The sequence below is a fragment of the Streptococcus sp. GMD6S genome, from assembly GCF_000297015.1.
Map to the genome: position 1 here is coordinate 16,416 of NZ_AJRH01000013.1, position 20,756 is coordinate 37,171.

Sequence of the window (20,756 nt, forward strand, 5' to 3'; positions counted from 1 at the left end):
TCCCCCTTTTAGTTCTCATACTGTTTGAAAGTCTATTCTTTTTCTTGGTATTTTGGCAAGAAAGTTTCCATCAAGAAGGAAGTATCGTAGTCACCAGCGATAACTCGGCGGTCTGAAATCAGATCCAACTGGAAGTCTGCATTGGTTTGCACTCCTTCAATATCAAGTTCATAAAGTGCCCGTTGCATCTTCATAAGAGCATCAAAACGATTCTCCCCATGAACAATGATTTTAGCAATCATACTATCATAGTAAGGGGGAATAGTATAACCTGGATAAACTGCTGAGTCCACGCGCAAGCCAACTCCACCACTTGGTAGATAGAGATTGGTAATTTTCCCTGGGCTTGGAGCAAAGTTAAATGCTGGATTTTCTGCATTGATCCGGCACTCGATAGCATGACCTCGTAGGACGATATCTTCTTGTTTGAAAGGTAAAGGTTGACCGGCAGCAATGCGAATCTGCTCTTTCACGATATCAACACCTGAAACAAACTCTGTGACTGGGTGTTCAACTTGCACACGAGTATTCATTTCCATGAAGTAGAAATTGCCACTCGCTTCATCGAGTAGAAATTCAATCGTTCCTGCATTTTCGTAGCCTACAGACTCTGCAGCACGAACGGCGGCAGCACCAATTTCATGACGAAGGGTTTTGCCAATCGCAATGGATGGGCTTTCTTCTAAGACCTTTTGGTTATTCCGTTGGAGTGAACAGTCCCGTTCACCAAGATGGACAACATGACCCTCTTGGTCCGCAAGAATCTGAACTTCGATATGACGAGCTGGATAAATCACACGCTCAAGATACATAGCACCATTTCCAAAATTGGCCTTGGCTTCACTGGATGCTGTTTCAAAGGCTGCGACCAAGTCTTCTGCCTTTTCAACCTTACGAATCCCTTTTCCACCACCACCTGCTGATGCCTTAAGCATGACTGGATAGCCAATTTTTTCTGCAACTGCAAGCGCCTCTTCAGCCGTGTGAACTTCACCATCAGATCCTGGGATAACTGGAACCCCAGCCTTGATCATTTGCTCACGCGCATTGATCTTATCTCCCATGGTATCCATCACAGCACCAGAAGGGCCGATGAACTTAATTCCCACTTCATCACACATCGTGGCAAACTTGGAGTTTTCGCTAAGAAATCCAAAACCTGGATGGATGGCTTCTGCTTCTGTCAAGACTGCAGCAGACAAAATCGCATTGATATTGAGATAAGATTCTGTCGCCTTACCAGGTCCGATACAGATAGCTTCATCCGCTAGGAGTGTGTGAAGAGCTTCCTTATCAGCGGTTGAATAGACTGCTACGGTTGCAATGCCCAATTCACGCGCAGCTCGAATAATGCGAACCGCAATCTCACCACGGTTGGCAATCAAAATTTTACGAAACATGGAGATCCTCCTTAGTTTCCAATTGCAAAGGTAAGAGTACCACTCGCTGCAAGCTTACCATCTACTTCAGCCTTTGCTTCAACCACAGCAATCGTACCACGACGTTTAACAAAAGTAGCCGTCATGACTAATTGGTCACCTGGTACAACTTGCTTCTTGAACTTAACCTTATCCATGCCAGCATAGAAGACCAGCTTTCCTTTGTTTTCAGGCTTAGACAATTCCAAGACACCAGCAGTCTGAGCCAAGGCTTCCATGATAAGAACACCTGGCATGACTGGGTATTGTGGAAAATGACCATTGAAGAAAGGTTCGTTGATGGTCACATTTTTAATGGCAACAATGGTATCCTCGCTCACTTCCAAGACACGATCCACTAGGAGCATGGGGTAGCGATGGGGTAGAGCTTCTTTGATTCCTTGAATATCGATCATTTGATGCGTACCAATCCTTTACCGAACTCAACCATTTCTTCATTTGAAACGAGAATTTCTGTCACCACACCATCCTTAGGTGCAGGAATTTCATTCATGACCTTCATGGCTTCGATGATCACCAAAGTCTGACCTTTTTTAACACTGTCTCCAACTGTGACAAAGGCAGGTTTATCTGGTCCAGCGGCCAAGTAAGCCACCCCTACAAGTGGACTTTCAACGACATCACCCTCTGGAGCAACAGTCGTTTCAGCTGGTGCTGGAGCTTCTTCCACTGCACTCTCTACTGGAGTTGAAGGGGCAGAAACTACTGGACTAGGAGCCACTGCAGCTGGCGCTGGAGCAACTTGAGCTGATGCTTCAGAAGCCATTCTTGCTTCATTCTTACTAAACTGCAATTCGTCCGTTCCATTTTTATAAGAAAATTCTCTCAAACTTGATTGGTCAAATTGAGCCATCAAGTCCTTGATTTCATTTAAATTCATAATTATTTATTCTCCCAACGTTTGAAAGCAAGAACCGCATTGTGTCCACCAAAACCAAAAGTGTTTGAAATAGCATAAGGGATTTCTTGCTCCAAGCCTTGTCCATAAACGACATTCGCTTCGATATAGTCTGATAACTCACTTGTTCCAGCCGTCATTGGTACAAAGTTATGACGCATAGCTTCGATGGTAGCAATTGCTTCTACCGCCCCTGCAGCACCAAGCAAGTGTCCTGTAAAGGACTTAGTTGAAGATACAGGTACTTCTTTACCAAGAACAGCTACGATCGCACCACTTTCTCCTTTTTCATTAGCAGGAGTTGAAGTTCCGTGGGCATTGACGTAAGCCACTTGCTCTGGAGAAATTTCTGCTTCTTCCAAAGCCAACTTCATAGCCTTAATAGCACCTTGACCCTCTGGATGAGGTGAAGTCATGTGGTAAGCATCACAGGTATTACCGTAGCCAACTACTTCAGCCAAGATAGTTGCGCCACGTTTTTCAGCATGTTCAAGACTTTCAAGAACCAACATACCTGAACCTTCTCCCATCACAAAACCATTACGGTCTTTGTCAAATGGGATAGAAGCACGAGTTGGATCCTCTGTAGTTGATAGGGCAGTCAATGCTTGGAAACCAGCGATGGCAAAAGGAGTGATAGATGATTCTGATCCACCAACTAACATGACATCTTGGAAACCAAACTTGATAGAACGGAAGGCATCTCCGATGGCATCATTTGATGAGGCGCAGGCTGTATTGATTGATTTACAGATACCGTTTGCTCCGAAACGCATGGCAACATTTCCTGAAGCCATATTTGGCAAGGCTTTTGGAAGTGTCATTGGTTTAACGCGTTTTGGACCTTTTTCATGAAGACGGATAACCTGATCTTCGATTTCTTTAATTCCCCCAATACCAGAAGCCACGATGACACCAAAGCGATCTTTATCAATTGCTTCTACATCAAGATTTGCATTTGTCACCGCTTCTTGAGCCGCATACAAGGCATACAAAGAATAGTTGTCAAAACGGTTGGTATCTTTTTTGACAAAGTATTTATCAAATGGGAAATCTTGAACTTCTGCCGCATTGTGCACAGCAAATTCGCTGTGGTCAAACTTAGTGATTTCTCCAATTCCAATCTTCCCAGTTTGCAAACTGTTCCAAAATTCTTCTGGAGTATTTCCGATAGGAGAGGTCAATCCGTAACCTGTTACTACAACTCGATTTAGTTTCATCTGTCTTACCTATATCTTTCCTTATTTTTTACATGCTAAGTCCGCCATCAACTGCGAGAACTTGTCCAGTCAAATAATCCTGTCCAGCCAGGAACACTGTAGCATCTGCGATATGTTCTGCTTGACCGAACTGTTTCATTGGGATTTGGGCCAATGTCGCTTCCTTAACCTTATCAGACAAAACAGCAGTCATATCTGACTCGATCATCCCTGGTGCAAGAGCATTTACGCGTACGTTGCGATTGGCAACTTCACGTGCAACTGACTTGGTAAAACCAATCAAACCTGCTTTAGAAGCTGCATAGTTGGCTTGTCCGATATTTCCCATCAAACCGACCACACTAGACATGTTAATAATCGCACCTTCACGTGCCTTGATCATCTGTTTCAATACTGCTTGCGTCATGTTGAAGGCACCTGTCAAGTTGATCTTAATCACTTTTTCAAAGTCTTCTTCGGTCATCTTGAGCATAAGCGTATCTTGAGTGATCCCAGCATTGTTGACCAAGACATCGACAGAACCGAGTTCTGCAATCGCTTGATCTATCATACGCTTGGCATCTGCAAAGTCTGAAACATCACCTGAGATCGGTACTACTTTGACGCCGTAGTTTGAAAACTCAGCCAGCAATTCTTCTGAGATTGCTCCTCGACTATTCAAGACTACATTAGCGCCTAGGTGGGCAAATTTGTGAGCAATGGCAAGTCCGATGCCACGACTTGAACCTGTTACAAAGACATTTTTGTTTGTAAGTTGCATTCTATTTCTCCTGTTTCCTGTTGTATTTTGTGGGAGAAGGGATCATTAGTTTCCTAACAAAGCATCCAAGCTTGCTTGGTCTTCAACGTTAGCTAGCTGAGCTGTTTTATCGATTTTTTTGACAAAGCCTGACAGGACCTTTCCAGGACCAATTTCAATAAAGTTGGTTACCCCAGCATCCTGCATCACAGCAATACTTTCATAAAAACGAACAGGTTCTTTGACCTGACGCGTCAAAAGCTCTTGGATTCGACCTTTTTCCATAACAGCAGCTTCCGTATTGCCGACTAGTGGGCAAGTAAAGTCAGAGAAACTCACTCCTTCAAGAGCTCCAGCTAGTTGCTGACTGGCTGGCTCAAGAAGAGCTGTATGGAAAGGACCAGATACATTTAAAGGAATCAATCGTTTGGCTCCTGCTTCCTGCAAGAGTTGGACCGCACGGTCAACTGCAGCCACTTCACCACCAATGACGATTTGGCTTGGAGTATTGTAGTTAGCTGGAGTGACTATACCGACTTCAGAAGCAGTTTTGCAAGCTTCCTCTATCACATCTACTGGAGTATTGAGGACGGCTACCATCTTGCCTGAACCAGCAGGCGCCGCCTCTTCCATATAAGCCCCGCGCTTAGCAACCAAGGCAACTGCCTCTTCAAAGTCCAAGGCACCGCTTGCTACAAGAGCAGAATATTCACCAAGAGACAATCCTGCTACCATATCCGGCTGATAACCCTTTTCTTTCAATAGTCGGTAAATAGAAACCGAGGTCGCCAAAATAGCTGGCTGTGTATAACGAGTCTGGTTTAACTTTGTTTCTTCCTTATCAATCAAGTCACGAAGGTCATAACCCAGTACTTGACTAGCTTGATCAATGGTTTCCTTGACAATAGGATAGTGTTCATAGAGGTCTCGTCCCATCCCAAGATATTGAGCACCTTGACCGGCAAATAGAAAGGCTGTTTTAGTCATTTCTTACAACTCCTGCCCAACGAGAGGCTTCTTCTTGAATTTTTTTGGCAGCGCCATAGTATAGATCTTTTAGGATTTCTTCGACAGTTTCCTCTTTAGAAACCAAACCAGCGATCTGACCTGCCATGACGGATCCACCTTCTACATCTCCATGAACAACGGCTTTAGCAAGAGCACCAGCTCCCATTTGCTCAAAGATTTCTAAATCTGGATCTTCTTGTTTAAAGGCATCCTTTTCAGCCTGTTCAAAGTCACGTGTCAACTGATTTTTAATGGCGCGAACAGCATGTCCAAAATGTTGAGCTGAAATAGTCGTATCGATATCACGCGCTTTTAAGATTTTTTCCTTGTATTTTGGATGGGCGTTAGATTCCTTGGCTACTACGAAACGCGTACCAACTTGAACAGCCTCTGCACCAAGCATAAAGCCTGCAGCGACACCTTCACCGTCCGCAATTCCTCCAGCTGCGATAACCGGAATTGAAACAGCTGCAGCAACTTGGCGAACCAAGGTCATCGTTGTTAATTTACCAATATGTCCACCGGCTTCCATTCCCTCTGCAATAACCGCATCTGCACCAATTTTTTCCATGCGTTTTGCCAAAGCAACACTTGGAACAACAGGAATAACTGTAATTCCTGCATCATGGAAACGAGTCATGTATTTACTTGGATTTCCTGCACCAGTTGTAACCACCTTGACCCCTTCTTCAATCACGAGATCAACGATGTCTTCTACAAAAGGTGACAAGAGCATGATGTTGACACCAAAAGGTTTGTCCGTAAGTGATTTGATTTTATCGATATTAGCCTTTACGACCTCTTTAGGTGCATTCCCACCACCGATAATTCCTAGACCACCAGCTTTTGATACTGCACCAGCCAAGTCACCGTCTGCAACCCAGGCCATTCCTCCTTGAAAAATAGGATAATCAATGTTCAATAATTCTGTAATACGTGTTTTCATAGTGCCTCCATCATTCTTTGCTTACGTAATAGTTCGATGAGTTTATCGTTTGAGTTTCAAACTATTACCTAAACAAGAGGGAGTGGGTTTCCCCTACTCCTTCTAGTAATATGTTAATTATTTTGTTTGCTCTTCAACGTAGGCAACCAAGTCACCAACTGTTTTCAAGTTATCTTCTGCTTCGATTTGGATATCGAAAGCATCTTCGATTTCAGAGATTACTTGGAACAAGTCCAATGAATCTGCATCCAAATCATCAAAAGTAGATTCAAGTGTTACTTCTGATGCGTCTTTCCCAAGTTCTTCAACGATAATTTCTTGTACTTTTTCAAATACTGCCATGATAGGACTCCTTTAAAATATAAAAAATTTATAACTATGTGTTTACCACATGATTACCTAGATTGTAAGAATGAGTGTGCCCCATGTCAAACCTCCACCGAAGCCTGATAGGAGAATCGTCTGGCTACCATCTAAACGAATCATGCCATTTTCCACACACTCTGAGAGCAAAATCGGGATACTTGCTGCACTGGTATTTCCATACTCCATCATATTGGCAGGAAGCTTGTCTCGGTCTACGCCGATCTTCTTAGCCATCTTATCCAAAATGCGGATATTTGCCTGATGAAGCAATAGATAATCCAATTCCGATGCTGCGATTGGACCATTTTCAATGGTTTCTTTGATCGATCTAGCAACATCACGATTTGCAAAATCAAAAACTGCTCGTCCATCCATCTTCAAAAAAGCAGGAACTGCTTCTTGATCCGAGAAAGGAGAAGCCAAAGCCGTTTGACCATAGGTCAAACACTCGCTCCGAGAGCCATCTGTATAGAGACTTTCCACAAGGAAGTGCCGTGTTTCGCTCGCTTCCAAGAGAACCCCACCAGCTCCATCTCCAAAGAGAACAGCTGTCGAACGATCTGACCAATCAACTGCCTTGGATAAGGTTTCAGCCCCGATAACAATCCCTTTTTTGAACTGTCCAGAACTTAAAAACTTTTCTGCAGTTGAGAGAGCGAATACAAAGCCACTGCAAGCTGCTGTCAGATCAAAGGCGAAAGCTCTGTGCGCTCCGATATTTGCCTGAACTCGAGCTGCTGTGGAAGGCATCATCGAGTCTGGGGTAATCGTCGCTACAATGATAAAATCAATCTGATCCGCTGTTAAGCTCCCTTTAGCCAGCAAGCTCTTAGCAACTTCTGTCGCCAAGTCACTTGTAGACTCTGTTTTTGAAATATGTCTCTGTTTAATTCCTGTCCGACTTGAAATCCACTCATCGCTTGTGTCCATGATTTGGGCTAAGTCATGATTAGTGACCACTTGCTCTGGAACATAATGAGCAACCTGGCTTATCTTTGCAAAAGCCATTATTTCAAATCCTCCAAAAATTGATAAAGTTTCGTTAAGCCTCTGCCCATGACTTCTTTTTCCTCAGGGCTCATGCCATCGATGATTTTTTCGACCATAGCCTTGTGGAATCGTTTATGAAGGCGGTGAACCAAACGACCTTTCTTTGTCAAATGCAGATAGACCACTCGACGGTCTTGGTCAGAACGAATACGCTCAATATAACCTTTTCTCTCCAGGTTATTCAAACTCGTCGTCACTGTTCCAAGAGTTACCATCAGTTCTTTGGAAACCTTACTTGGCGTTGCCTCCGGGAACTTCCCAATCACATCGATCGTGTGCATTTCTTTGATGGAGATGTCTTTGAATCGACTACCTCGTAAGCTAACCTCCTCAATCACAAGGACGTTATTAAAAATAGATGTTAGATAATCATTTACTTGTTGGTAGTCCAAATCGTTTCCCTCCCCCTCAAAAAGCTTTTACAATCAAAACATTTGATAAAAGAAGTATAACAAACTTCAAAAAATTGTGCAAGTATTTTTTTACATTCCTGTAAATTTTGGTCTTCTTCTTTCAGAATGCGCTCGAACCCCTTCTTTGAAATCTTCAGTTAGAGATAACGATTCTTGTAGTTTCAATTCTAATTCAGCATAATTCTGCCAATCCTTGAATTGACTTTCCCAAACTAACTTTTTAATCGCTGCGTATGAGTTTGCTGAACCTCTTCTTAATTTTTTCAGAACTTGTTCTCTTGTTTTTTCTAATTTGTCAACTTCACAAACACGGTATACCACGCCCCATTCTAGCGCTTTTTCAGCAGTTAAGGCTTCACCTGTCATGGCAAGTTGTGCAGCCCGTGTTACCCCGATGCTACGACTCAAGAGATGAATCCCACCAGCGTCTGGCGCCAATCCAACTCCGACAAAGGCTTGAATGAATTTTGCCTTGTCAGTCGCTAAACAGAAATCAACTGCTACTGCCATATTTGCTGCAGCACCAGCAACCGCTCCATCTACCTCCATCAAAACAGGTTTAGGAATTTGCTTGATTTTAAAAGAAATTGTATTGACTAATTCTGCAATCTTATTCAAAGAAGGGATATCATCTTCGTCTACTGCGCGTTTCATCTCAACCAAGTCTCCTCCAACTGAAAAGACCTTCCCATTCGCATTAATCAAGATGAACTGCACAGCTTGATCCTGCTCCGCTAGAGTCAAAGCTTCTAAAATTTCCTCACACATTGGGATATGGAAACCATTTGCCACTTCGGGACGATTCAAAGTAATGATAGCCAGATCATCTACGATCTGATATAAGATATGATTCATAGCTTCTCCTTTTCTTTTATAAGGCAATAAAATTGTTTTATCATCAAAGTATACCTTTTTTTGGATAAAGAGGCAAGGAAAAACTAAAGGAAAGTGTCTCAGCTGATTATTTACCCATCATTTATGAGTGTGAGTAAAATTTGACACCCTTACTTTTAAACTGTTATCCCTTTTCAAAATAAGTTAGTGTTTTCTTCTATTATAATAGGAAGTTATTTTCTTCATTGAAAAATACCCCTCTTTCTGCTATAATCGTATAAAATACTTACTTGAGGAGTCCTTATGAAGGTTGTAAAATTTGGCGGAAGCTCGCTTGCCTCTGCTGGTCAGTTAGAAAAAGTTTTAAACATCGTTAAAAGTGATAAAGAACGCCGTTTTGTAGTCGTTTCTGCACCCGGCAAACGCAATGCTGAAGATACCAAGGTAACTGATGCTTTGATTAAATACTATCGCGACTATGTGGCTGGAAATGACATCAGTGCTAGCCAAAGCTGGATCATTGACCGTTATGCCGCTATGGTTAGTGAACTAGGGTTAAAACCTGCTGTTTTAGAAAAAATCTCTAAAAGTATTCGGGCCTTGGCAACTCTTCCTATAGAGGACAATGAATTTCTCTATGATACCTTCCTAGCGGCTGGAGAAAATAACAATGCCAAATTGATTGCAGCCTACTTTAACCAAAACGGTATCGATGCACGCTATGTTCACCCAAGAAAAGCTGGGATCGTTGTCACAAGTGAACCAGGAAACGCACGCATCATCCCATCTAGTTATGACAAGATTGAAGGCTTGGCTGATAGCAACGAAGTCCTTGTCATCCCTGGTTTCTTTGGTGTGACTAAGGAAAATCAAATCTGTACTTTTTCACGTGGTGGTTCAGATATCACAGGTTCTATCATTGCAGCAGGTGTTAAGGCTGATCTCTATGAGAACTTTACAGACGTAGATGGTATCTTTGCTGCCCACCCTGGTATTATCCACCAACCACACTCCATTCCTGAATTAACCTACCGTGAAATGCGTGAGTTGGCTTACGCTGGATTTTCAGTTCTTCATGACGAAGCTCTTCTACCCGCTTACCGCGGAAAAATTCCTCTTGTCATCAAGAATACCAACAACCCTGACCACCCAGGAACACGCATTGTTTTAGAACACAGTAGTGATAAATTCCCAATAGTAGGGATTGCAGGTGACTCAGGATTCGTCAGCATCAACATGTCAAAATACCTCATGAACCGCGAAGTCGGGTTTGGTCGCAAGGTTCTGCAAATCCTTGAGGACCTCAACATCGGTTGGGAACACATGCCTACAGGTATTGACGATCTTTCAATCATCCTCCGCTCCCGTGAATTAACTCCTATCAAAGAAGAAGAAATCCTACGTCAACTCGTTCAAAAGGCTGAAGTGGACCATGCTGAAATCGAACATGACCTTTCCATCATTATGATTGTTGGAGAAAAGATGAAGAGCCATATCGGGGTAACTGCTACTGCAACACGTGCTTTGTCTGAGAATAAAATCAACATCCAGATGATGTCCCAAGGTTCAAGTGAAGTTTCCATCATGTTTGTTGTCAATAAAGAGCAAGAAAAAGCAGCTATCAAGGCTCTCTATCATGCCTTTTTCGGTGAAAGTAAGGAAGACTAATCATGGCCCAATCACTCAATCAAGTCATTGACCTCCAAACTACTGGGACATCTTACCTCTCTATCTCTGGAAAAGTTGGAAAATTTCTAGTTGGGGATCAAGCCTTAGAGTTTTATCCTGATGTCAATGTCGAACAATATATCCAAATCCCCTGGTCCAGCATTCAGCAAATCGGAGCCAACGTAAGTGGTCGCAAGATCAGCCGCCACTTTGAAGTCTTCACTGATCAAGGAAAATTCCTTTTTGCTTCAAAAGACTCTGGAGCTATCCTCAAAATCGCTCGTGAAAAATTAGGAAACGACAAGGTTGTCAAACTTCCTACTTTGATTCAGACCATTGGTCAAAAATTTAAAAATCTATTTGCAAAAAAGTAGAAACTTTAGTATAATCATAGCAACGGATAAGTAAGTTATCTCCTTCTTTCAGAAAGTCTGCGGGTGCTGCGAGCAGATAGGAGGGATAGGTGAAATTCTACCGTTGTTCACAATTACATATATAATCAAGTGCACACCTGTGAAGTTGGATGGAACCGTGGCCCTGCCACTCCAACGCTTTGTCAGGTGTGCTTTTTTCATAAAGGAGTTCTTATGTTAGATATTAAACGTATTCGCACAGATTTTGATGCTGTCGCTGAAAAATTAGCTACACGTGGTGTAGATGCTGCTATCTTAAATGAGATGAAAGAAATCGATGCTAAACGTCGTGACGTCTTGGTCAAGGTTGAAACTCTAAAAGCAGAACGTAACACAGTTTCTGCTGAGATTGCCCAAGCCAAGCGCAACAAGGAAAATGCCGATGACAAGATTGCTGCAATGCAAACCCTATCTGCTGAAGTCAAAGCCTTGGATGCTGAATTGGCAGAAATCGATGCTAAATTAACAGAATTTACCACTACTCTTCCAAACATCCCAGCTGACAGTGTTCCTGTTGGGGCTGATGAAGATGACAATGTGGAAGTCCGCCGTTGGGGTAGCCCACGCGAGTTTGACTTCGAACCAAAAGCTCACTGGGATCTTGGTGAAGACTTGGGTATCCTTGACTGGGAACGCGGTGGTAAGGTAACGGGCGCTCGTTTCCTCTTCTATAAAGGACTTGGGGCTCGTTTGGAACGGGCTATCTACAACTTCATGTTGGATGAGCATGGTAAAGAGGGCTATACCGAAGTCATCACACCATACATGGTTAACCATGACTCAATGTTTGGTACTGGTCAATATCCAAAATTCAAGGAAGACACTTTTGAATTGAAAGACACTAATTATGTCCTCATTCCTACAGCTGAAGTGCCTCTTACAAACTACTACCGTGATGAAATCCTTGACGGTAAAGACCTACCAATCTACTTCACTGCTATGAGTCCTTCATTTCGTTCTGAAGCTGGTTCTGCTGGTCGTGATACACGCGGCTTGATTCGTCTGCACCAATTCCATAAGGTTGAAATGGTCAAATTTACCAAACCAGAAGAATCTTACGAAGAATTGGAAAAAATGACAGCCAACGCTGAAAACATCCTTCAAAAACTCAACCTTCCATACCGTGTCGTTGCCCTCTCTACTGGGGACATGGGCTTCTCAGCTGCCAAGACTTATGACTTGGAAGTTTGGATTCCAGCCCAAAATACCTACCGTGAAATCTCAAGCTGTTCGAATACAGAAGATTTCCAAGCCCGTCGTGCTCAAATCCGTTACCGTGATGAAGCGGATGGCAAGGTGAAACTCCTTCACACCTTGAACGGTTCTGGACTTGCAGTCGGACGTACAGTGGCTGCCATTCTTGAAAACTATCAAAATGAAGATGGTTCTGTAACTATTCCAGAAGCACTTCGTCCATACATGGGTGGAGCTGAAGTTATCAAACCATAACAATAAGGCCTAGCTATTTCTAGCTAGACCTTTTTTCGTAACCAAATCAGATAACCAACCAAGACAAAGAATAAAATAGTGAGGCAAATAACGGTTTCAGCCAATACCAGATAATCCAGAAATGGAAGTTTCAAAATTCCCTGAGCCATCTTGAGCGAAGTAGCTGTGATAATGGTTGGGAAGGTGAGGGCTGAGAAGGCTGGTTGAAATCCTCGCTTTAAAATATGGGGCAGGCGAGTCAAAACAAAGAAAAAGAAGGACTGAGATGCCAAAATCATGACGATCAGGAGCCAAGTCGGTAGGCCTGCTCCTCCAACTCGAACCAGGGAAGCCAAGAGTAGAGAAAAGGGAGCACAGTAGATCCCTTCTTGTCCAAGCAAGGCTAGTGGGAGTGGTTCTTTCTTTAAATCGCTATAAATAAGCGGATAGAGATAGAAGGTCAAGACAAAACCAAAACTCAAGGTTGCATAGGCAATCTCAATAATGCCTACCAGAGGATAGGTCAAGGCTGCTACTGCAATCCCCACATAGAGTACCGTCCAGCTAGGAGTCGCATTGACCCTCCGACCTGGACAGGCAAATTTGATGGTAAAAGTAGCAATCAAAACCAAATCCAAGAGAAATGAAAACCACCAGATCCCTTGTGCTACCAAAGGAAGAGCAGGGAATACGCGAAAGACATAGGTCGACAAAATCATCCCAGCCATAGGAAAAGTGGCCATCCCAGATAAAAGAGGGGGCTTGGTCAATTCTTTCCTGGTTTCTTCCCAATTAAAAAGATGAAGAATCAGAAAGAAAAGCCACAAAACTAATCCAGTCAGACTAAATAAATGCGACAGAACTGGCCAAGTATCTGCAATCAGATTTCCTGCACCTGCTAAACCTAATAAACAGCCAGAGAATACTAAGGGGAGCTTTTTCATCCGAGCCTCCAATAATCATGTTATTATTAGTATAGCATAAAAGCGCTTAAAATAGCATAGAAAAATGAAAACTGGATTGCTCAGTCTTCATTTTTTCTTTCTGATTCGAACTAGGCATAAGGTTGTAATTCTGGATTAATAGGCGTATTAGCTAGGTTGTTGGCATAGTTGCAAAGACTTGCAAGACTAACACCGAGAACCACATCCAAGGCATTTTGTTGCGTGTAGCCAGCTTGCAAAAATTCACTAAGCGCTTCATCGCCTACACGACCCTTGGTATTGATGACTGCCAAGGTAAACTTGGCCAGAGTATCTAGCTTAGGATCTGACTCGATTGGAGTGCGATTGCGAAGAGCTTGAAGAAGATCATCATTCATCTGGATTTGTTTGATCGAAAAGGCGGTGTGACCTGCGACACAGAAGGCACATCCATTGGTTACCGCAGCTGTGATTTGCACCACTTCTCTCTCAACTGGGGTCAGACTATTACGGCGGTTGATGGCTCCGACAGTTCGGTAGGCTTCAAGCGCGGTAGGAGCGTTGGCCAAGAGACCGATTAGGTTGGGAATATAGCCATTGTTGTCTTTTTGTACTGTTTCAAGAACTTCTTTCACTTCTGCTGGTGCTGATTCTACTGTGTGGATGGTAAATGTTGTCATAAGAAACCTCTTTTCATTTTATTGTCATTTAGTCTATCATAGAATTTTTCACTTGGATAATATATATTTCCAATAGCCTTGATAGGAAATGTCTATGAAATGAAAAAATCACACTAAAAGTGTGATTGGGTTAGTGTTTAAAATACTGTTTAGTCTCAGCAATGACGACTGGCGATAAGACTAAGAGGGCAATCAAGTTTGGTAAAGCCATCAAGGCATTGACGATATCTGCAATAATCCAGACCATATCCAACTCGATAAATCCTCCCAACAAGACCATGACTACAAAGACTACACGGTAAAGCCAGATAAAACGAACACCAAAGAGAAACTCAAAACAGCGTTCTCCGTAGTAGTTCCATCCGAGAATCGTCGTAAAGGCAAAGAGTACAAGGAAAATGGTCAAGAGGGAAGGTCCAAAATATGAAAAAACTGTTGAAAAGGCTGACTGGGTCAAGGCAACCCCATTCAAATCACCACTCCAAACCCCAGTTACCAAGATTGTTAAACCAGTCAACGTACAGATAATGAGGGTATCAATAAAGGTTCCTGTCATGGAAATCAAGCCTTGCTCGACAGGCTCATTTGTCTTAGCTGCAGCCGCTGCAATGGGAGCAGAACCAAGACCAGATTCGTTAGAGAAGACTCCCCGCGCCACACCATTTTGGATAGCCATCCGAATACTGGCACCTGCAAAACCACCTACCGCAGCAGTTGGACTAAAGGCTGAAGTAAAGATGAGGGCAAGTGTGGCTGGGATTTTCTCGATATTAAAGAGAATAACTGTAAGAGTCCCTAAAATATAGACAATAGCCATAAAAGGAACCACTGCTGTCGAAACTTTTGATATGGATTTGAGGCCACCAAAGACGGCAATCCCTACAAAAATGGATAAAATCAGAGCTGTGATAGCTGGATCAACTTGGGCTGTATTTTGAATGGATTCTGTAATCGAATTGACTTGGGTAAAGGTACCAATCCCTAGAAGGGCTACCAATACACCCGCTAGGGCAAAGAAGATAGCAAGTGGACGCCACTTTTCTCCCATCCCCAAAAGGATGTAATGCATGGGTCCTCCAGCTACAGCTCCATTTGCATCCTTTGTGCGATATTTGATAGCTAGCAAGCCTTCGGCATACTTGGTCGCCATTCCAAAAAAGGCTGCCATCCACATCCAAAAGAGAGCCCCTGGTCCTCCAACCTTAATGGCTGTCGCGACTCCGATGATATTTCCCGTACCAACGGTGGCAGCTAGAGCTGTACAAAGAGCTGCAAAGCTCGACACATCACCATGTCCCTTGTCCTTGGTGAAAATTAACTGAAAAGCCTTAGGGAGACGAGCAACCTGCAAAAGGCCCAGTCGGATGGTCAAATAGATACCCGTTCCGACCAATAAGATCAAGAGGGGAGGCCCCCAAACGAAAGCATCAAGCGCTTTTAGCAACTCTAACATATCCTTCTCCTATCTTTCAACCCCAAAAGAAAGAGCACATGCAAGATACATGTACTCTGGAATGCTTAGATAAATGCCAAAAAGCGGTCTATCCTAGCTCTGTCCTTTTACCTGAGAGTTTGAGCAGTTGCCTGCCTTGCCCCTTCGGTGCCTTTACGGTCTCTCCAGAGTTCCGTCCATTTACAGTCATGGAAAACAAACCTTTCTCCACTTCTATTAAACTTCATTCGGTGTTGGTATTTTATTTTTTATTATTCTACAAGAAAAGTTAGCCATTGTCAATATATTCTATGAAAATTTTTGACCTTTCATTCCCTTTTTCAGAAAGAGCGAATCCTTCTTCTCTCTATCCTTTAAAGGTCACAATGGTTGCACCACTGCCTCCAGAATTTTGTGGAGCATAGCCAAAACTCTTGACATGCTTGTTTCTTTGCAGGTATTTGGTGACGCCCTCACGGATGACTCCTGTTCCGATACCATGAATGATGTCTACCTGCGCCATGTTATTGAGCAGGGCTTGGTCGATAAAGGCGTCTAACTCATTCATAGCCTCTTCATACCGTTTGCCTCGGAGATCCAGTCTCGCTTGCGGACCACGACCAGAAGCACGTTTGATGACATTGACTTGTTTTTTCTTGACTGGGGCTTTTTGCTGAGCCTGAACAAGGTCAAATTCTTTCTCTTCCAAGGTCATCTTGATCAAACCAACTTGGGCTTCCCAGCGGCCGTCCTTAAGCTGATTGGTCAAGGTACCACGCTGACCATAACTGAGAACAATGATATCATCCCCAACCTTTGGAGCTCGTTTTTTCTTGGCCTTCTGAAGGACCTTGTTTTTAGACAAGTCAACTTTTTCAGGAGCTAGTTTTTTCAGCTCAGCCTTAGCTTCAATGATTTCATGGGGTTTGAGTTGAGACTTACTGTGGAGGTTCTTGAGAATCTGGTCACTCTCACTTAGAGCAAGTTCCACAATCTCGGCAGCTTGTTCACGCGCCTTGTTGAGCTCAGTTTCTTTTTCACGATTGAGTTCGTTATAGAGTTTTTTGAGTGCACGGTTCATCTTGAGGTTTTCTTGCTCCACCTCACGAATATTGTCCAAGCGTTTGCGACTTTCAAGCGTTTGCTCTTCCAATTGTTCAATGATACGGTTGACATCATTATCTTGGTTGACCTGCTGGCTGGCATCTCCTACGATGACCTCTGACAAGCCCAGACGTTTGGCAATTTCAAAGGCATTGCTTCGGCCAGGAACTCCCTGCATAAAGCGATAGGTCGGACGCAAGCTGGCAGTATCAAACTCCATGCTGGCATTTTGCACAAAGGCTGTCTCAATACCATAAGCCTTGAGTTCTGGATAGTGGGTCGTAGCCATAGTCTTGACCTGACGCAGACGAAGATCCTCCAGAATAGCCATAGCAAGCGCTGCTCCTTCCTGCGGATCGGTACCTGCCCCAAGCTCATCTAGCAATAAGAGCGAGTGCTGATTGACCTTGCCAAGAATATCTACGATATTGGTCATGTGGCTGGAGAAGGTAGACAGGCTTTGCTCGATAGACTGCTCATCCCCGATATCTGCGAAGATTTCTTCGAAAATACCGACACGGCTTCCCTTGTCAGCTAGAATGGGCAAGCCTGACTGGGCCATGAGTTGAGTCAAGCCCAGGGTTTTGAGCATGATGGTCTTCCCACCAGTATTGGGACCTGTAATGACAATGGCTGTTAATTCCTTACCAAAGTGTACATCGTTTGCAACAGCATTTTTGACCAAAGGATGGCGAACATGAAGGAGTTGAATCTCTTGATTCTCTGAAAGTTGAGGAACAACTGCTTGTCTTTCTTGGATGAAACGCACCTTGGCACGAATCAAGTCTAAATGGCCGATAATCCATGCGTCATTAGCAATCTCTGCAGCATGAGGGCGGACCCGTTCTGAGAGTTCCTGTAGGATGCGAATCATCTCATAGCGTTCGTCTGCTCGCAGACTAGCGATTTCTTCGCTCAGCTTGACCACTTCACGGGGTTCGATATAGACGGTGTTTCCACTGGCAGAGATGTCATGGACAACACCCGCAATCTTGTTGCGGTAAGTGTTTTTCACGGGTAAGACTTGACGGCCATTTCGGCTAGCGATTATGCCTTCCGTCAACATTTGCACTTTTTGCTTGAGCAAGTCTTGCAAGACATTTCGAACTTGACTCTCGCTATCATGGATTTTCCGACGGATGCGTGCCAGTTCTTCGCTGGCAAAATTCTCGATAAATCCTGCATCATTTAGGGCTTGAAGACTCCCTTGCAAGTGTGGAAAATCATGTAGTTTTTCAAACCATCTCGCCAACTGCTCCAAACGTACATTTTCAAGATTGGCATAAAAACCTTGCAACTCTCTGCTAGCAAGCAAGACCCGTTTGAGGAGCAGGAACTCCTCAATATTGAGGTCCGCCCCCATCTCCAGACGCTTGCAGACAGCTGAAATCTCACGTGTCGCTAGGATGGTAAAGTGGGGTTGCTCCACAAATAGAGCTTGCATTTCCTCCATCTCTGTAAAGGCTTGCTTGATCTTATCCACCTTGGCAGTTGGGGCCAAGCCTTTTAGCTCCTCTAGTCCTTGTTCTGTCAGGAGATGCGGTTCAAACAAGGCTTTGATTTTATTAAATTCTAAGGTTTCTAGTATTTTTGTATTCATATTTTTTCCTTGTATACTGGTTTACAAGATTATAGCAACTAGGGGTTTTGACTTAGTCGTCCAATCTGTAAACAAAGGGCTAGGAAAAATCCCGCCCTTTTTATCCGATTAAATTTGTCACCCAGAGTTGTTTGATAAGATTTGTCGTAAAAGGGACACTTTGGATGATGTGTTTGGCTACTATACTTTTTTCGAGTGAATTTTGAATGACTGCCAGAGGCACTGTTGCAAGGATGGTCAGAGCCATTTGCAAGACAAATAAGGTTACCAATAGAGATAAAAGGCCTGATCCGATACGCAACCATTTGACATCGAGCTTTTTAGTTGGAATCAAGTGCAGGAACAAACCGATAAAACGTCCGAAACTATAACAAATCCCAAAAACTAGAAGATAGGCTAGACCCGCATAAAAGACCTTGTCTAGATGAAACAGCTGGTCTGAAGGGAAGAAAAAGGTTCCCTGTCCTTCCTGAGGATTGGCATAAGGGACAAGCAAGTGGAAGTGGTCACCCAGTGATTTATAAAACTGTCCCGCAACAAAGGCTGAAATCACTGCCACGAGGAAATAATAAACTTGCAGGACCAAACCTCTACGGTAGCCGATGTAAAAGCCCCAAGCCAGAACCAATAAGAGTAGGATTGAAATCATAGGGAGTCCTCAATCTTGCTCTGTTCTTGTTTGACAGCAATCAACTTGTGACGGAGTTCTAACAACTCTTGCTCCTTGTCATCAAATTCAATTTCACGATTGAGCTGTGTAGACAGACAGTTGACCGCCAAAAGAAGCGCAATGGTTTCATCATCCGCCCCAGGCATTTGTTCTTTAATTGCTTGGTATTTTTCAGTCGCAACCTTGGCAATTTCCTCCATAAAGAGGTTGTCATGCTCGGTTGTCAAGGTTAATGTCTTTTTCCCGAATGTAAACTTATATCGATTTAGATTTGCCATAAAATTCACCTCACGATATTATACCAAATTTCGCTAACTTTGTCAGTTTTTACCAATTCTCCTGCTTTTGTGGTACAATAGAGACTATGGCAAGTATCACACTCACACCAAGTGAACAGGAAATTCAGAGCTTTTTAAGTCAGTATCAGAAGGCTCTCAGTCCTAGTAAAAATCCTTATATTCGCTATTTTTTGAGACTGCCTCAGGCAACGGTTTCCATCTATACTTCTGGAAAAGTCCTCCTGCAGGGCGAAGCTGCTGAGCAATACGCCAATTTCTTTGGCTATCAGGTTCAACAAGAAAACAGTGGACAAGATTTCCCTATGATCGGTACCGATGAGGTGGGAAATGGTTCCTACTTTGGTGGGCTGGCTGTTGTGGCTTCCTTTGTGACACCTGACCAGCACGACTTCTTGCGAAAACTCGGTGTAGGGGATTCTAAGACTCTGACGGACCAAAAGATTCGTCAGATTGCCCCTATCCTCAAGGAAAAGATTTCGCACCAAGCGCTCCTCCTTTCACCGAGCAAGTACAACGAAGTTATCGGAGAGCGTTACAATGCTGTTTCTGTAAAGGTTGCCCTTCACAACCAGGCTATCTTTCTCCTGCTTCAAAAAGGAATCCAGCCAGAAAAAATCGTGATTGATGCTTTTACAAGCCCTAAAAACTATAATAAGTACTTGGCACAAGAAGCCAACCGTTTTCCAAACAAAATTAGCTTAGAAGAAAAAGCCGAGGGCAAATACCTAGCTGTTGCAGTTAGCTCTATCATCGCGCGGGATCTCTTCCTCGAAAACTTGGAAAATCTAGGACGAGAACTGGGCTATCAACTGCCAAGTGGCGCTGGAACTGCATCTGATAAGGTTGCTAGCAAAATCCTGCAGGCCTATGGCATGAAGGGACTTCATTTCTGTGCCAAATTGCATTTTAAAAACACTGAAAAAGCAAAAACACTTCTAGAAAGGTAAATTATGAATTCGTTTAAAACATTTCTAAAAGAATGGGGAGTTTTCTTCCTGATTATCGCACTGGTCGGTCTTAGCCGTATCTTTCTTTGGAGCAATGTCCGTGTAGAAGGACACTCGATGGACCCTACCCTAGCCGACGGAGAAGTTCTCTTCGTTGTTAAACATCTCCCAATTGACCGCTTCGACATCGTGGTTGCGCATGAGGAAGACGGAAATAAAGATATTGTCAAAAGGGTTATCGGCATGCCTGGTGATACCATCCGCTACGAAAATGACAAACTCTTTATCAACGGTGAAGAAACGAATGAACCTTACCTAGCTGAATACCTCAACTTGTTCAAAACAGAAAAGTTGCAAAACACCTATACTGGAAAAGGATTTGAAGGCAATAAGGGAGTTTACTTTAGAGAACTTGCTCAAAAGGCACAGGCCTTTACAGTCGATGTCAATTCCAATACCAGCTTCAGCTTTACTGTCCCTCAAGGTGAGTACCTTCTCCTTGGTGATGATCGTCTAGTCTCTAGCGACAGCCGCCACGTTGGTACCTTCAAGGCCAGCGATATCAAAGGCGAAGCAAAATTCCGTTTCTGGCCACTTAACCGTATCGGAACTTTTTAAGATAAGGAAGAGGCCGAGAATGCTAAGTCTCAGTCTCTTTTTCTATTGCGAGAAGAAGGAC

Annotated in this window: 22 protein-coding genes and 1 riboswitch; of the genes, 5 read left to right on the forward strand and 17 right to left on the reverse strand. The window is 43.4% G+C overall.

All coding sequences use genetic code 11. The annotated features are described in order from the left end of the window. Positions 1-32: 32 nt before the first annotated feature. The 11 genes from accC to GMD6S_RS03630 all read right to left on the reverse strand — a co-directional run bounded on the left by accC (position 33) and on the right by GMD6S_RS03630 (position 8,934). The gene (accC, locus tag GMD6S_RS03580; RefSeq protein ID WP_000488663.1) at positions 33-1,400 is read right to left on the reverse strand and encodes an acetyl-CoA carboxylase biotin carboxylase subunit; all 1,368 of its coding nucleotides are present in this window, start codon (positions 1,398-1,400) and stop codon (positions 33-35) included. A gap of 11 nt (positions 1,401-1,411) precedes the next feature. After that, positions 1,412-1,834, reverse strand: a complete 423-nt coding sequence (gene fabZ, locus GMD6S_RS03585) for a 3-hydroxyacyl-ACP dehydratase FabZ (RefSeq protein ID WP_000565515.1) — start codon at positions 1,832-1,834, stop codon at positions 1,412-1,414. Continuing rightward, entirely contained in the window at positions 1,831-2,319 is a 489-nt protein-coding gene (gene accB, locus GMD6S_RS03590; protein ID WP_001052304.1) for an acetyl-CoA carboxylase biotin carboxyl carrier protein, read from the reverse strand. The genes fabZ and accB overlap by 4 nt, the downstream gene beginning before the upstream one ends. A gap of 2 nt (positions 2,320-2,321) precedes the next feature. Then, positions 2,322-3,557 (reverse strand): beta-ketoacyl-ACP synthase II, encoded by a 1,236-nt coding sequence (fabF, locus tag GMD6S_RS03595; protein ID WP_000774051.1) that lies wholly within the window; start codon positions 3,555-3,557, stop codon positions 2,322-2,324. Between the two features lie 28 nt (positions 3,558-3,585). Next, complete coding sequence (gene fabG / locus GMD6S_RS03600; protein ID WP_001177607.1) at positions 3,586-4,317, reverse strand: 3-oxoacyl-[acyl-carrier-protein] reductase; 732 nt, start codon at positions 4,315-4,317, stop codon at positions 3,586-3,588. A 45-nt stretch (positions 4,318-4,362) separates the two neighbouring features. Continuing rightward, positions 4,363-5,283 (reverse strand): ACP S-malonyltransferase, encoded by a 921-nt coding sequence (gene fabD / locus GMD6S_RS03605; protein WP_000167654.1) that lies wholly within the window; start codon positions 5,281-5,283, stop codon positions 4,363-4,365. Continuing rightward, positions 5,276-6,250, reverse strand: a complete 975-nt coding sequence (fabK, locus tag GMD6S_RS03610; RefSeq protein WP_000857451.1) for an enoyl-[acyl-carrier-protein] reductase FabK — start codon at positions 6,248-6,250, stop codon at positions 5,276-5,278. Before fabK ends, fabD begins: the two co-directional genes overlap by 8 nt. A 117-nt stretch (positions 6,251-6,367) precedes the next feature. Continuing rightward, entirely contained in the window at positions 6,368-6,592 is a 225-nt protein-coding gene (locus GMD6S_RS03615; RefSeq protein ID WP_000257840.1) for an acyl carrier protein, read from the reverse strand. Positions 6,593-6,649: 57 nt separating this feature from the next. Next, positions 6,650-7,624 (reverse strand): beta-ketoacyl-ACP synthase III, encoded by a 975-nt coding sequence (locus tag GMD6S_RS03620; protein ID WP_000852970.1) that lies wholly within the window; start codon positions 7,622-7,624, stop codon positions 6,650-6,652. Then, the gene (gene fabT / locus GMD6S_RS03625) at positions 7,624-8,058 is read right to left on the reverse strand and encodes a fatty acid biosynthesis transcriptional regulator FabT (RefSeq protein ID WP_000386334.1); all 435 of its coding nucleotides are present in this window, start codon (positions 8,056-8,058) and stop codon (positions 7,624-7,626) included. Before fabT ends, GMD6S_RS03620 begins: the two co-directional genes overlap by 1 nt. 90 nt (positions 8,059-8,148) lie before the next feature. Continuing rightward, entirely contained in the window at positions 8,149-8,934 is a 786-nt protein-coding gene (locus tag GMD6S_RS03630) for an enoyl-CoA hydratase (RefSeq protein ID WP_001015588.1), read from the reverse strand. A gap of 282 nt (positions 8,935-9,216) precedes the next feature. Between GMD6S_RS03630 and GMD6S_RS03635 the strand changes: the two genes are divergently transcribed. From GMD6S_RS03635 to serS, 3 genes are all read left to right on the forward strand, one after another. After that, positions 9,217-10,581, forward strand: a complete 1,365-nt coding sequence (locus GMD6S_RS03635; protein WP_000869639.1) for an aspartate kinase — start codon at positions 9,217-9,219, stop codon at positions 10,579-10,581. A 2-nt stretch (positions 10,582-10,583) separates the two neighbouring features. Then, entirely contained in the window at positions 10,584-10,955 is a 372-nt protein-coding gene (locus GMD6S_RS03640) for a DUF956 family protein (protein ID WP_000079378.1), read from the forward strand. A gap of 213 nt (positions 10,956-11,168) precedes the next feature. Beyond that, a complete protein-coding gene (serS, locus tag GMD6S_RS03645) occupies positions 11,169-12,443 on the forward strand; it encodes a serine--tRNA ligase (RefSeq protein WP_000884223.1) in 1,275 nt (424 codons plus the stop codon). A gap of 23 nt (positions 12,444-12,466) precedes the next feature. On the opposite strand, the gene GMD6S_RS03650 is transcribed toward serS, so the two are convergent. From GMD6S_RS03650 to zapA, 6 genes are all read right to left on the reverse strand, one after another. Beyond that, positions 12,467-13,366, reverse strand: a complete 900-nt coding sequence (locus tag GMD6S_RS03650) for a TDT family transporter (protein ID WP_000735943.1) — start codon at positions 13,364-13,366, stop codon at positions 12,467-12,469. A gap of 110 nt (positions 13,367-13,476) precedes the next feature. Then, positions 13,477-14,025, reverse strand: a complete 549-nt coding sequence (locus GMD6S_RS03655) for a carboxymuconolactone decarboxylase family protein (RefSeq protein WP_000206771.1) — start codon at positions 14,023-14,025, stop codon at positions 13,477-13,479. A 130-nt stretch (positions 14,026-14,155) separates the two neighbouring features. Further along, positions 14,156-15,478, reverse strand: a complete 1,323-nt coding sequence (locus GMD6S_RS03660) for an alanine/glycine:cation symporter family protein (protein ID WP_000891449.1) — start codon at positions 15,476-15,478, stop codon at positions 14,156-14,158. An 89-nt stretch (positions 15,479-15,567) separates the two neighbouring features. Next, positions 15,568-15,656: riboswitch (glycine riboswitch) on the reverse strand. A gap of 168 nt (positions 15,657-15,824) precedes the next feature. After that, a complete protein-coding gene (locus GMD6S_RS03665; RefSeq protein ID WP_001092920.1) occupies positions 15,825-18,161 on the reverse strand; it encodes an endonuclease MutS2 in 2,337 nt (778 codons plus the stop codon). Between the two features lie 100 nt (positions 18,162-18,261). Continuing rightward, positions 18,262-18,810, reverse strand: coding sequence for a CvpA family protein (locus tag GMD6S_RS03670; RefSeq protein WP_000623534.1), 549 nt, complete (start codon positions 18,808-18,810; stop codon positions 18,262-18,264). Then, entirely contained in the window at positions 18,807-19,109 is a 303-nt protein-coding gene (gene zapA / locus GMD6S_RS03675; RefSeq protein ID WP_000002028.1) for a cell division protein ZapA, read from the reverse strand. Before zapA ends, GMD6S_RS03670 begins: the two co-directional genes overlap by 4 nt. Positions 19,110-19,195: 86 nt before the next feature. On the opposite strand from zapA, the gene rnhC reads away from it, so the two are divergent. After that, positions 19,196-20,077 (forward strand): ribonuclease HIII, encoded by an 882-nt coding sequence (gene rnhC / locus GMD6S_RS03680; protein ID WP_000146898.1) that lies wholly within the window; start codon positions 19,196-19,198, stop codon positions 20,075-20,077. A gap of 3 nt (positions 20,078-20,080) precedes the next feature. After that, complete coding sequence (lepB, locus tag GMD6S_RS03685; protein WP_001083992.1) at positions 20,081-20,695, forward strand: signal peptidase I; 615 nt, start codon at positions 20,081-20,083, stop codon at positions 20,693-20,695. Positions 20,696-20,756 lie beyond the last annotated feature (61 nt).